The organism is Zeimonas sediminis (assembly GCF_023721795.1).
GTDB lineage: Bacteria > Pseudomonadota > Gammaproteobacteria > Burkholderiales > Burkholderiaceae_E > Zeimonas > Zeimonas sediminis.
Genome location: NZ_JAMQYE010000001.1, coordinates 2818398 through 2830501, shown reverse-complemented (window position 1 = coordinate 2830501; position 12104 = coordinate 2818398). Strand labels below are relative to the sequence as shown.

General features: G+C 71.0%; 12 protein-coding genes. 11 read left to right on the top strand and 1 reads right to left on the bottom strand.

The genetic code is table 11. The features are described 5' to 3' along the window. Nucleotides 1-232: 232 nt before the first annotated feature. The 5 genes from M6I34_RS13375 to rodA are packed head-to-tail and all read left to right on the top strand — an operon-like array spanning nucleotide 233 to nucleotide 5772. On the top strand, nucleotides 233-1276 hold the full coding sequence (locus tag M6I34_RS13375; RefSeq protein WP_272486174.1) for a rod shape-determining protein: 1044 nt from the start codon (nucleotides 233-235) through the stop codon (nucleotides 1274-1276). A gap of 1 nt (nucleotide 1277) precedes the next feature. Further along, nucleotides 1278-2174 carry a rod shape-determining protein MreC gene (gene mreC, locus M6I34_RS13370; protein ID WP_272486173.1) on the top strand — a complete coding sequence of 299 codons (897 nt, stop codon included), beginning with the start codon at nucleotides 1278-1280 and terminating at the stop codon, nucleotides 2172-2174. A 10-nt stretch (nucleotides 2175-2184) separates the two neighbouring features. Continuing rightward, on the top strand, nucleotides 2185-2694 hold the full coding sequence (gene mreD, locus M6I34_RS13365; RefSeq protein WP_272486682.1) for a rod shape-determining protein MreD: 510 nt from the start codon (nucleotides 2185-2187) through the stop codon (nucleotides 2692-2694). A 13-nt stretch (nucleotides 2695-2707) separates the two neighbouring features. Next, nucleotides 2708-4663: a penicillin-binding protein 2 gene (mrdA, locus tag M6I34_RS13360; protein WP_272486172.1), complete on the top strand. Its 1956-nt coding sequence runs from the start codon at nucleotides 2708-2710 to the stop codon at nucleotides 4661-4663. Next, nucleotides 4660-5772 (top strand): rod shape-determining protein RodA, encoded by a 1113-nt coding sequence (rodA, locus tag M6I34_RS13355; RefSeq protein WP_272486171.1) that lies wholly within the window; start codon nucleotides 4660-4662, stop codon nucleotides 5770-5772. Before mrdA ends, rodA begins: the two co-directional genes overlap by 4 nt. A 36-nt stretch (nucleotides 5773-5808) precedes the next feature. Here the strand turns inward: rodA and M6I34_RS13350 are convergent, their stop codons facing one another. Beyond that, nucleotides 5809-6795 carry an NAD(P)H-quinone oxidoreductase gene (locus tag M6I34_RS13350; protein WP_272486681.1) on the bottom strand — a complete coding sequence of 329 codons (987 nt, stop codon included), beginning with the start codon at nucleotides 6793-6795 and terminating at the stop codon, nucleotides 5809-5811. Between the two features lie 129 nt (nucleotides 6796-6924). Here M6I34_RS13350 and cnbZ point away from each other — a divergent pair, with 129 nt between their 5' ends. From cnbZ to M6I34_RS13320, 6 genes are all read left to right on the top strand, one after another. Further along, nucleotides 6925-7722 carry a 2-amino-5-chloromuconate deaminase CnbZ gene (gene cnbZ, locus M6I34_RS13345; RefSeq protein ID WP_272486170.1) on the top strand — a complete coding sequence of 266 codons (798 nt, stop codon included), beginning with the start codon at nucleotides 6925-6927 and terminating at the stop codon, nucleotides 7720-7722. Nucleotides 7723-7993: 271 nt separating this feature from the next. Beyond that, the gene (locus tag M6I34_RS13340; protein WP_272486169.1) at nucleotides 7994-8833 is read left to right on the top strand and encodes a uracil-DNA glycosylase family protein; all 840 of its coding nucleotides are present in this window, start codon (nucleotides 7994-7996) and stop codon (nucleotides 8831-8833) included. 34 nt (nucleotides 8834-8867) lie between these two features. After that, a complete protein-coding gene (locus M6I34_RS13335; protein ID WP_272486168.1) occupies nucleotides 8868-9812 on the top strand; it encodes a 1-phosphofructokinase family hexose kinase in 945 nt (314 codons plus the stop codon). A 98-nt stretch (nucleotides 9813-9910) separates the two neighbouring features. Continuing rightward, the gene (locus tag M6I34_RS13330) at nucleotides 9911-10297 is read left to right on the top strand and encodes a MerR family transcriptional regulator (RefSeq protein ID WP_272486167.1); all 387 of its coding nucleotides are present in this window, start codon (nucleotides 9911-9913) and stop codon (nucleotides 10295-10297) included. 45 nt (nucleotides 10298-10342) lie between these two features. After that, nucleotides 10343-10828, top strand: coding sequence for a PaaI family thioesterase (locus tag M6I34_RS13325; protein ID WP_272486166.1), 486 nt, complete (start codon nucleotides 10343-10345; stop codon nucleotides 10826-10828). Nucleotides 10829-10865: 37 nt separating this feature from the next. Then, nucleotides 10866-12077 (top strand): isovaleryl-CoA dehydrogenase, encoded by a 1212-nt coding sequence (locus tag M6I34_RS13320; RefSeq protein WP_272486165.1) that lies wholly within the window; start codon nucleotides 10866-10868, stop codon nucleotides 12075-12077. Nucleotides 12078-12104: the final 27 nt, after the last annotated feature.

The window sequence follows — 12104 nt, the reverse complement described above, 5'->3', positions numbered from 1 at the left end:
GGCCTGCTGCGCGGAACGCGCCCGAACTTGCCGGTTTCGGCCGCAAATCCGGCCTGAAAACCGCTGATTTCCCAACGGATTATACGGTATCATTCAAGCGCATTTTCAACAGGCGCGCAGTGCCGCGCGTGCCCGTGACCGCCGTCGGGGCGCAGGCGAGCGCGCCGTCGCGCGGCCGACCCGTGCGCCCGGGTGCGACAATACCGACCTTCGAACCCAGAACGGAAGCAACATGCTCGGGTTTCTCCGCAAGTATTTCTCCAACGACCTCGCGATCGACCTCGGCACGGCCAACACGCTGATCTACGTCCGCGGCAAGGGCATCGTGCTGAACGAGCCCTCGGTCGTTGCGATCCGCCAGGAAGGCGGCCCCAACGGCAAGCGCACGATCGCGGCCGTGGGTTCCGAGGCCAAGCAGATGCTCGGCCGGGTGCCCGGCAACATCGAGGCCATCCGGCCGATGAAGGACGGCGTGATCGCCGACTTCACCGTCACCGAGCAGATGCTCAAGCAGTTCATCAAGATGGTGCACGAGTCGCGGCTGCTGTCGCCCAGCCCGCGCATCATCATCTGCGTGCCCTGCGGCTCGACCCAGGTCGAGCGGCGCGCGATTCGCGAGTCCGCGCTCGGCGCCGGGGCCTCGCAGGTCTTCCTGATCGAGGAGCCGATGGCCGCCGCGATCGGCGCCGGCCTTCCGGTGTCGGAAGCCGCGGGCTCGATGGTCGTGGACATCGGCGGCGGCACGACCGAAGTCGGCGTCATCTCGCTCGGCGGCATGGTCTACAAGGGCTCGGTGCGCGTCGGCGGCGACAAGTTCGACGAGGCGATCATCAACTACATCCGCCGCAACTACGGCATGATGATCGGCGAACCCACCGCCGAGGCGATCAAGAACAACATCGGCTCGGCCTTCCCCGGCTCCGAGATCCGCGAGATGGAAGTCAAGGGACGCAACCTGTCCGAAGGCATCCCGCGCAGCTTCACGATCACCTCGAACGAGATCCTCGAGGCGCTCACCGACCCGCTGAACCAGATCGTGTCGGCGGTCAAGATCGGCCTCGAGCAGACCCCGCCCGAACTGGGCGCGGACATCACCGAACGCGGGATCATGCTGACCGGCGGCGGCGCGCTGCTGCGCGACCTCGACCGGCTGCTGATCGAGGAGACCGGCCTGCCGGTGCTGGTCGCCGAAGACCCGCTCACCTGCGTGGTGCGCGGCTGCGGCATGGCGCTCGAGCGGATGGACAAGCTGGTCACCATCTTCACCAACGAGTAGTGTGGATCGCAGCCCGCCGCCGTTCTTCAAGCAGGGCCCGTCCGCCAACGTTCGTCTCGCGTTCTTCTCGCTGCTGGCGGTCGCGCTGCTGATCGTCGACGCGCGCTTCGACACGCTGTCCAGGCTGCGCCAGGGGATCGCGACCGTGCTCTACCCGGTGCAGCGCACCCTGCTCGTGCCGCGCGACCTGGCCGGCTCGATGACCGGCTATTTCGTCGAGATCGACCGGCTGCGCGAGGAGAACGCCGAGATGCGCCGCCTCGAGGCTGCGAACGCCCGTGCGCTGCTCCAGACCGAGCAACTGGCCGCCGAGAACGCGCGCCTGCGCCAGCTGCTCGGCATGCGCGACCGGACCGCGCTTCGCTCCACCGTGGCCGAGGTGCTGTACGACGCCCGCGACAACTTCTCGCGCCGGCTCGTCGTCGACCGCGGCATGCAGCACGGCGTGCAGGCGGGGCAGCCGGTGATCGACGCGCACGGCGTGGTCGGCCAGGTCACCCGGGCCCATGCCCTGTCCAGCGAGGTGACGCTGGTCACCGACCGCAACTCCACCGTTCCGGTCGAGGTGCGCCGCACCGGCGCCCGCACGCTCGCGTGGGGCGGCACCGTCCCGGGCACGATCGAGCTGCGCTTCCTGCCGGTGGTCACCGACATCCGCGAGGGCGACGAGCTGGTCACTTCCGGGCTGGACGGGCTGTTCCCGGGCGGCCTGCCGGTGGCGCGCGTCTCCGAGGTCTCTCCCGGCGCGACCTCGGCCTTCCTGCACGTTCGCGCCGCGCCCGCCGCGCACGTGGAGCGCACGCGGCTGCTGCTGATCCTGCTGGCCGAGCCGCCGGTCCCGGCGCCGCCCACCGCCGAGCCCGCCGACCCGGGCGCTCGCCGCGGGCGCAGGAGCTGAAGCCATGCCGATGCCGCCCCAGTACCTGCTGCTGCCCGCCAGCCGCGCCTTCATCACCTTCTCGTTGATCGCTGCCTTCCTGCTGAACCTGCTTCCGTGGGGGAGGCTGCCCGGCGTGCCCGACTTCATGGCGCTGGCCCTGGTGTTCTGGAACATCCACCAGCCGCGCATGGTCGGGATCGGCATCGCCTTCCTGTTCGGGCTGCTGCTCGACGTCCACGACGCGTCGCTGTTCGGCCAGCACGCGCTGGCCTACACGCTGCTCTCCTACGGCGCGATGAGCCTTCACCGGCGCGTGCCCTGGTTCGGAATGCCGGCGCAGATGCTGCACGTGCTGCCGCTGTTCCTGCTCGCGCAGGCGGTGACGCTGGTGGTGCGCGTCGCGGTGGGCGGCGATTTCCCCGGCTGGTCCTGGTTCCTGCAGGGCATCGCCACGACGCTGCTCTGGCCGCTGGCCGACCTGCTCCTGCTGGCGCCCCAGCGCCGCGCCGTCGATCGCGACGAGAACCGGCCGATCTGAGGCGCGCCCGGCTATGGTGGAAGTCCGCAATCCCGAACGCGAGCTGCAGCGGCTCAGGCTGCGGCTCGTCTTCGCGATGCTGTTCGCGATCGCCTGCTTCGGCCTGCTGGCGGCCCGCCTGGCCTGGCTGCAGGTGCATCGCTACGAGGACTTCCACGCGCAGGCCGAGGAGAACCGGATCGCGCTGCTTCCGGTGGCGCCCTCGCGCGGGCTGATCTACGACCGCAACGGGGTGTTGCTGGCCGAGAACGTGTCGGCCTACACGCTGGAGCTCTCGCCCAAGCAGATCGGCTACGCGAAACTCGACGCGACGATCGACGCGCTGACCGAGATCGTCGAGATCACGCCGCTCGAGCGCAAGCGCTTCAAGCGGCTGGCCGACGAGAACCGCAGGGCCGACAGCCTGCCGCTGAAGACGCGCCTCACCGACGACGAGGTCGCGCGGCTGGCGGTGCAGCGCTACCGCTTCCCGGGCGTCGAGATCCGCGCCCGGCTGTTCCGGCACTATCCGCTCGGCGAGACCGCTGCCCACGTGCTCGGCTACATCGGCCGGATCTCGCCCGACGACAAGCGCAAGCTGGAGGAGAAGGAACTCGCCTCGGTGTACTCCGGCTCGACGCACATCGGCAAGGTCGGTGTCGAGCTGTCCTACGAGCGCGAGCTGCACGGCAAGCCGGGCACCGAGGAGGTCGAGGTCTCGGCCGGCGGCCGGGTGGTGCGGACCCTGTCGCAGACGCCGCCGACGCCGGGCTCGAACCTGTACCTGTCGATCGACATCCGCCTGCAGAAGCTGGCCGAGGACCTTTACGCAGGCCGTCGCGGCGCAATGGTGGCGATCGAGCCGGCCACCGGCGACGTGCTCGCGCTCGTCTCCAGCCCCTCGTTCGATCCCAACCTGTTCATCGACGGCATCGACACCCAGACCTGGCAGTCGCTGAACGAGAACCCCGACCTGCCGCTGCTGAACCGGCCGCTGCGCGGCGCCTACCCGCCGGGATCGACCTACAAGCCCTTCATCGCGCTGGCGACCCTGGGCGAAGGACTTCGCAAGCCGGGCGACACGATCGTCGACCCCGGCTACTTCCAGCTGGGCAACCACCGCTTCCGCGACTCCCGGCCCGGCGGGCATGGCATCGTCGACCTGCGCAAGTCGATCGTGGTGTCGAGCGACACCTACTACTACAAGCTCGCCTACGAGATCGGCGTCGACAAGCTGCACGACCTGATGAAGCCCTGGGGCTTCGGCCAGCTGACCGGCATCGACCTGGAGCACGAAACCGCCGGCATCCTGCCTTCCACCGACTGGAAGATGCGCCGCTACAAGCAGCGCTGGCATCCCGGCGAGACGCCGTCGATCGGCATCGGCCAGGGCTACAACGCGTTCACGATCCTGCAGCTCGCGCACGCCACCGCCACGCTGGCCGGCGGCGGCGTCGTGATGCGGCCCCACGTGGTGCGAACGATCGAGAATCCGAACACGCGCGAGCGCCGGCAGCCGGGCGCCGTCGAGAAGCACCGGATCCCGGTCCGCCCGGCGCACCTCGAGCTGGTCCGCTCGGCGATGATCGAGGTGAACCGCTCGGGCACCGGGCGCCACGTGTTCGGCAACGCCCCCTATCCGGTCGCCGGCAAGACCGGCACGTCGCAGGTGATCGGCATCAAGCAGGGCGAGCGCTACGACGCGAAGAAGATCGACGAGCGGCACCGCGACCACTCGCTGTTCGTCGCGTTCGCGCCCGCCGACGCGCCGCGGATCGCGGTGGCGGCGATCGTCGAGAACGGCGGCTTCGGCGCGCAGGCCGCCGCACCGCTCGTGCGCAGGGTGCTCGACTACTACCTGCTGGGCCAGTTGCCGCAGGACTTCCCGCCCGGCGCGCTGCCGCCGCTCCCCGACGAGGCCGAGATCCGCGACGTGCCGGTCAGCCTGGAGCCCGAGACCGTGGACCCCGCCGAGGCAGAACCCCGATGATCCACGAGAACACGCCGCTGACCGCCCGGATCAAGCCGTGGGTGCTGGTCTTCGACGGGCCGCTGCTGGTCGGGCTCGCGCTGCTCGTCGGCATTAGCCTGGTGACGATGTACTCGGCGGCGATCGACTACGACGGCCGGATGCTCGCGCACGCGCGCAACCTGTCGCTCGCCTTCGTCGTGATGTGGGCCGCGGCCTGCCTGCCGCTGTCCTGGATCATGCGCGCCGCGGTCCCGCTGTACGTCGCGGCCGTCGCGCTGCTGATCGCGGTGGCGCTGTTCGGCGACGTGGCCAAGGGGGCGCGCCGCTGGCTGGACCTGGGCGTCACCCGGATACAGCCGTCCGAGCTGATGAAGATCGCGATGCCGCTGATGCTCGCCTGGTGGTTCCAGAAGCGCGAAGGCGCCCGACGCTGGTACGACTTCGCGATCGCCGCGGTGCTGCTGCTCGCGCCGGTGCTGCTGATCGCCCGCCAGCCCGACCTCGGCACCTCGCTGCTGGTGGCCGCGGCAGGCGCCTACGTGATCTTCTTCGCCGGCCTGCCCTGGCGGGTGATCGGCGGCGGGCTCGTCGCCGGGATCGCGGCCCTGCCCCTGCTCTGGATGGTCATGCACGACTACCAGAGGCAGCGGGTGATGATGCTGCTCGACCCGACCTCGGACCCGCTGGGCAAGGGCTTCCACATCATCCAGTCGACGATCGCGGTGGGCTCGGGCGGCACCTGGGGCAAGGGATGGATGGACGGCACCCAGGCCCATCTCGAGTTCGTGCCCGAGCGCACGACCGACTTCATCCTGGCGGTCTACGCCGAGGAGTTCGGCCTGGTCGGGAACCTGGTACTGATGCTGGTCTACCTGATCGTGATCGGCCGCGGCCTGGTCATCGCGGCCAATGGCGCGACGCTGTTCGCGCGGCTGCTGGCCGGCGCGCTCACGCTGATCTTCTTCACCTACGCCTTCGTGAACATCGGCATGGTGATCGGGGTCCTTCCGGTGGTCGGCGTGCCGCTGCCCATGATGTCGTACGGCGGCACGGCCATGGTCACGCTCGGCCTCGGGCTCGGCATGCTGATGAGCATCAGCCGGCAGCGCCGGCTGGTGCAGTCCTGAGCGGCAGCCGCAGCCCGCGGCCGCCGCGCGACGGCGTCAGCCGCCGGTCACCTCGAGCATGATCTTGCCGATGTGAACCGACGACTCCATCAGCGCGTGGGCGGCAGCGGCCTCGGCGAGCGGAAACACCTTGTGGATCACCGGCAGCGCGCGGCCCTGCTCGAGCAGTGGCCAGACCTCGGCCTTCAGCGCATCGGCGATCGCGGCCTTGTCGGCGGCGCTGCGGGGGCGCAGCGTGGAGCCGGTGAAGGTCAGGCGGCGGGTCATCAGCGTCGTCCAGTCGACCTCGACCTTCGGCGACTGCAGGTAGGCGATCTGCACCAGGCGGCCGTCGAGCGCCAGGCACTTCAGGTTCCGGCCGATGTAGTCGCCGCCCACCATGTCCAGGATCAGGTCCACGCCCCGGCCGTCGGTCAGCCGGGCGATCTCCTCGACGAAGTCCTGCTCGCGGTAGTTGATCGCGGCGGCCGCGCCCAGCTCGCGGCAGACCTTCGCCTTCTCCTGGTTGCCGACCGTGGTGTAGACGGTGGCGCCGCGCGCGTGCGCCAGCTGGATCGCGGTCAGGCCGATGCCCGAGGACCCGCCGTGCACCAGGAAGGTCTCGCCGGCGGCCAGGCGCCCGCGCTCGAAGACGTTGGTCCACACGGTGAAGTAGTTCTCCGGGATCGCGGCCGCCTGCAGCATCGACAGGCCCTTCGGGACCGGCAGGGCCTGGCCCTCGGGCGCGGTCACGTACTCGGCGTAGCCGCCGCCGTTCACCAGCGCGCACAGCCGGTCGCCGACCCGCCACTTCGTGACGCCCTGGCCCAGCGCCACCACCTCGCCCGAGACCTCCAGGCCGATGTAGGGCGACGCGCCCGGCGGCGGCGGGTACTTCGCCTGCCGCTGCAGCACGTCGGGCCGGTTGACGCCGGCATAGGCCACACGGATCAGCACCTCGCCTGCTTGCGGCGACGGCACCGGCCCCTGGGCCGGCTTCAGGACCTCCGGCTCGCCGCCGGCGCCGTGGTCGATGTAACGCATGGTCTGGGGAAGGTCGGTCATTCGCGTCTCGTTCCTGTTCGTTCGGGCTTGCGGCTGCTCACCCGCTCGCTCATAGTGGGAGCGGGACGCTCTTGCGGAGCGGCGCCGACAACGGCCGGGAGAAAGAAGTTGGCAACCTTACACAATTCCACCGGAAGCGACTACGCATACCTTCCCGGCGGGATGCCCTTCTCGTCGGGCGTGGTCGCCCTGCCGGGCTTCGAGATCGTTCGCGCGCGCTTCGCCAGGCCCCTGCCGGTCGCGGCAGGATTCGAGGCCGTCGCCGCCCACCTCCGCGAGCACGGACGCCCGCAGACCGCGCTGTGCGCCGCCGAACTCAGGTCGCCCGAGCCCTGGTCCTTCGCCGGCTTCGCCGACTTCAACGCGGCCTGGGTCGGCACGCTGCGGCGCTGGGGCCTGGTGCGCCAGGACGGCAATCCGGTCGCGCGCAGCAACGTCTGCCCGGTGCACGAGCCGCCGGCCGAGCCGGTGTTCCACGCCTTCTGCTACACGGTGCCCACGTCCGCGGCTCAGGCGGGCCTGCTGACCACCTCCGACCACTCCGAACGCGCGCCGGGGCCGCGCAACTTCGTGCTGGCCGGCTACGCCGAGTGGGCCGAGGGCACCGCCTTTCCCGACGGCATCGTGGCCCGCGGCGACCGCTCGCGGGAAGGCCTCGAAAAGAAGGCCGCCTTCGTGCTCGACGTGCTGCAGCGTCGCTGCGGCCTGCTGGGCGGCGACTGGCGCGCGCTGACCGCGTTCCAGGTCTACACCGAGCACGAGATCGGGCCGCTGCTCGCCAGCCAGTTCGCGCCGCGCGGGTTGCTTTCGCTGGGCCTGCACTGGCACCCGTGCCGGCCGCCGGTGCAGGAGCTCGAGTTCGAGATCGACGCGCGCTGCGTTCGGCGCGAACTGGTCATCGACTGATCGCGCCCGCTCGCGCGCGTCATGCCGGTCGGGCCCGTCACGCCTTGACCGGGCCCGCCCGACGGGATTAGTCTTTCCCCGAGGCGCCGGCCCGTCCGGCGCCGCCGATTCCGACAGCGGTTCGCGCATGACCGACCACCACCGGGCCGAAACGACCCGGCATCGGCAGCCGGCATCGCTCGAGGAGAGGCAGCCGCCACTCGCGGCTCACGGGGGCGCGGTCGACATCCGCGCCCCTTTCTTTTGCGCTCGCCGCCCGATCCCCTCCGCCATGTCCCGCGCCTGCTCCGTTTCCGTTTCCACCCCGGCACCCTGCGCCTCGGCGCCAGCTTCGGGGGCGCCATCGTCCACCGCCGATCGCCTGGTCGAGGCGGCGCTGGCCTTGCGGGCCGAGGTCGACGCGATGCGCTTCTCGGCGCCGGTCAACCACGTCTACGACCCGCTCGACTATGCGTGGGCCGGCCACGAGGCTTACCTGCGCCGATACGGCGACGGCCGCCGGCGCGTGGTCTTCCTCGGCATGAACCCCGGGCCCTTCGGCATGATGCAGACCGGCGTGCCCTTCGGCGAGGTGGCGGCGGTCCGCGACTGGATGGGCATCGAGGCGCCGATCGCGAGGCCCGCGGCCGAGCACCCGAAGCGCCCGATCGAGGGCTTCGGCTGCCAGCGGTCCGAGGTCAGCGGCCGGCGGCTGTGGGGCTGGGCGGCCGAGCGCTTCGGCAGCGCCGAGCGCTTCTTCGCCGATTGCTTCGTGCTGAACTACTGCCCGCTGGTGTTCCTCGAGGAATCGGGCCGCAACCTGACGCCCGACAAGCTGCCCGCCGCCGAACTCGCCCCGCTGCTGCGCGCCTGCGATGCCCACCTGCGCGCCGCGCTCGCGGCGCTGCGGCCCGACTGGCTGATCGGCATCGGCGGCTGGGCGATGAAGCGGGCCGGTGCGGCGCTCGCCGACGCACCAGTGGACACGGATGCGGGGAACGGACCTCCGGCACCGGCGCACCCGCCACGCATCGACACGATCCTGCACCCGAGCCCGGCCTCGCCGGCCGCCAACCGCGGATGGGCCCCGGCGGTCGACCGGCGGCTCGGCGAACTCGGCGTGTTCGGCTGACGCGCGGCCCCCGACAGGCAGGCGGCTCGCGCCGATGACCCGGATCCTCACCGTCACGCCGAACCCGGCGCTCGACCTGTCGACGTCGACCGACGTCGTCCGGGACACCCACAAGCTGCGATGCAGCGCCGCCCGCTTCGACCCGGGCGGCGGCGGCATCAACGTGGCGCGCGTGCTCCATCGGCTGGGCGCCGACTGCCTCGCCCTCTACCCGGCCGGCGGCGCGACCGGCGAGCGCCTCGCGCGCCTGCTCGAGCAGGAGGGCGTGCCCGGCGAGCGGATCGACATCGCCGGCGAAACGCGCGAGAGCTTCTCCGTCCTGGAGAACGCCACCGGCCGCGAGTTCCGCTTCGTGCTGCCCGGCCCGGAGCTGGCCGCACGGGAGTGGCGGGCCTGCCTGGACGCGGTCGACCGGTTCGCCGTGCCCGGCGGCTACGTGGTGGCCAGCGGCAGCCTTCCGCCCGGTGCGCCGGTCGACCTGCATGCGCAGGTCGCGCGACGGGCACGCGACGCGGGAAGCCGGGCGGTGGTCGATGCCTCGGGCGCGCCGCTCGCCGAGGCGCTGCGCGGGGGCGTGCACCTCGTCAAGCCCAGCCTGCGCGAGCTTCGCGAGCTGAGCGGCCAGCCCCTCGGCACCGAGGCCGAGCGGGTCGCGGCCGCGCGCCGGATCGTGGCCGAGGGCCAGGCGGAGATCGTCGCGCTGTCGATGGGCCCGGAGGGCGCGCTGCTCGTGACCGCTGGCGCGGTCCTGCGTGCCGCGCCGCTGGCGGTGCAGGTGGCCACCACGGTGGGCGCGGGCGACGCCTTCCTGGCCGGCCTCGTGTTCGGCATGGCGGGCGGCGAGCCCCTCGACGATGCCTTCCGGACCGGCATGGCCGCCGGCGCCGCCGCCCTGCTGAACCCGGGCACCGCACTGTGCGACCCGGCCGAGGTGCGCCGGCTGCGGGAGCAGGTGGCGATCACGCCGGTCCGCGCCTGACCGCGCCGCCACGGCGGCCCGCCGCACCGATCGCACGCACCCTGCGGCGCCCCAAGGTCGAGTTGACGTTTACGTAAAGTGTCGACGATGATCCGCGGATGGCGACCTACACGATCAGCGAGCTGGCCCGGGAGTTCGACGTCACCCCCAGGACGATCCGGTTCTACGAGGACCAGGGGCTGCTCGCCCCCGAGCGCGCCGGCACCGGCGGACGCCAGCGGGTCTACTCGCAGCGCGACCGCACCCGGCTGAAGCTCACGCTGCGAGGCAAGCGGCTCGGCCTGTCGCTGTCCGAGATCCGCGACCTGATCGACATGTACGACTCGCCGTCGGACACGGTCGCGCAGCTCGAACGCTTCCTGGCGGTGCTGGCCCGCCACCGCCGCACCCTCGAGCAGCAACTTCGCGACCTCGAGGAAACCCTGGCCGAAATCGAGACGCACGAGGCCCGCGCCCGCGGATTGCTCGCCGAACTTCGCAAATGACGTTTACGTTAACGTAAACTATTGCGAGTCAGGAGGAACGTCCCGATGCAGCAAGCCTTCGCCGGGCAGGCCGACATCCCGCCCGCCGCCGATTTCGCCGCCGCCGCCGCCCGGGTCCGGACAAGCTTCGACCGGCAGGCGGCGATGCGCCTGATCGGCGCCCGGCTGGAACGGATAGAGCCCGGTCGCGCGGAGATCGCGCTGCCGTTCCGCCCCGACATCGCGCAGCAGCACGGCTTCGCTCACGCGGGCATCGTCGGGGCCGCGCTCGATTCGGCCTGCGGCTTCGCGGCGTATTCGCTGATGCCGCAGGACGCCGGCGTGCTGACCGTCGAATACAAGCTCAACCTGCTCGCCCCGGGCGCCGGTCGCGAGTTCAGGCTGATCGGCCGCGTCCGCAAGGCCGGGCGTACGATCACGGTTGCGGAGGGCGAGGCCTGGGCGATCCGGGACGACGGGACCCGCAAGCTGATCGCGACGATGACCGGAACGCTGATGACCGTGCGCGACCGCGACGGCATCCAGGGATGACGCGAACCGACCAGGAACAGGCAAGGAGAACGACCCCATGGTGACGATACCCGGACTGCAGTTCGATCTCGGCGAGGACATCGCGATGCTGCGCGACTCGCTGCAGCAGTTCACGGCGAACGAGATCACGCCGCGCGCCAACGAGATCGACCGCAGCGACCAGTTCCCGATGGACCTGTGGCGCAAGTTCGGCGAGCTCGGCGTGCTCGGCATGACGGTGCCCGAGGAGTACGGCGGCACCGACATGGGCTACCTGGCGCACATCGTGGCCATGGAGGAGATCTCGCGCGGCTCGGCCTCGGTCGGACTGTCTTACGGCGCGCACTCCAACCTGTGCGTGAACCAGATCAACCGCAACGGCACCGCCGAGCAGAAGAGCAAGTACCTGCCGAAGCTGGTGTCGGGCGAGTGGGTCGGCGCGCTCGCGATGTCCGAGCCCAATGCCGGCTCGGACGTGGTGTCGATGAAGCTGCGCGCCGACTTCCGCGGCGACCGCTGGATCCTCAACGGCTCGAAGATGTGGATCACCAACGGCCCGGACGCCGACGTGCTGGTGGTCTACGCGAAGAACGACATCGAGGCCGGCCCGCGCGGCATCACCGCCTTCCTGATCGAGAAGGGCTTCAAGGGCTTCTCGGTGGCGCAGAAGCTCGACAAGCTCGGCATGCGCGGCAGCCACACCGGCGAGCTGGTGTTCCAGGACTGCGAGGTGCCGGCCGAGAACGTGCTGGGCGGCTTCGGCGAGGACCCGCTGACCGGCGTGGGCCGCGGCGTCAACGTGCTGATGAGCGGGCTGGACTTCGAGCGCGCGGTGCTGTCGGGCGGCCCGCTCGGGATCATGTCGGCCTGCATGGACGTCGTCGTGCCCTACGTGCACGAGCGCAAGCAGTTCGGCCAGCCGATCGGCGAGTTCCAGCTGATGCAGGGCAAGCTCGCCGACATGTACAGCACGATGATGGCCACCCGCGCCTACGTCTACGAGGTGGGCAAGCAGTGCGACCGCTCGCGCGAGGGCAAGGTCGACGTGCGCAGCCTGCGCAAGGACGCCGCCGGCGCGATCCTGTTCGCTGCCGAGAAGGCCACCTGGATGGCCGGCGAGGCGATCCAGTGCCTGGGCGGCAACGGCTACATCAACGACTACCCGACCGGCAGGCTGTGGCGCGACGCCAAGCTCTACGAGATCGGCGCGGGCACCTCGGAGATCCGCCGGATGCTGATCGGCCGCGAGCTGTTCGGCGAGACCCGCTGAACGGCCGGTCGCGCGCCGTCCCGCACG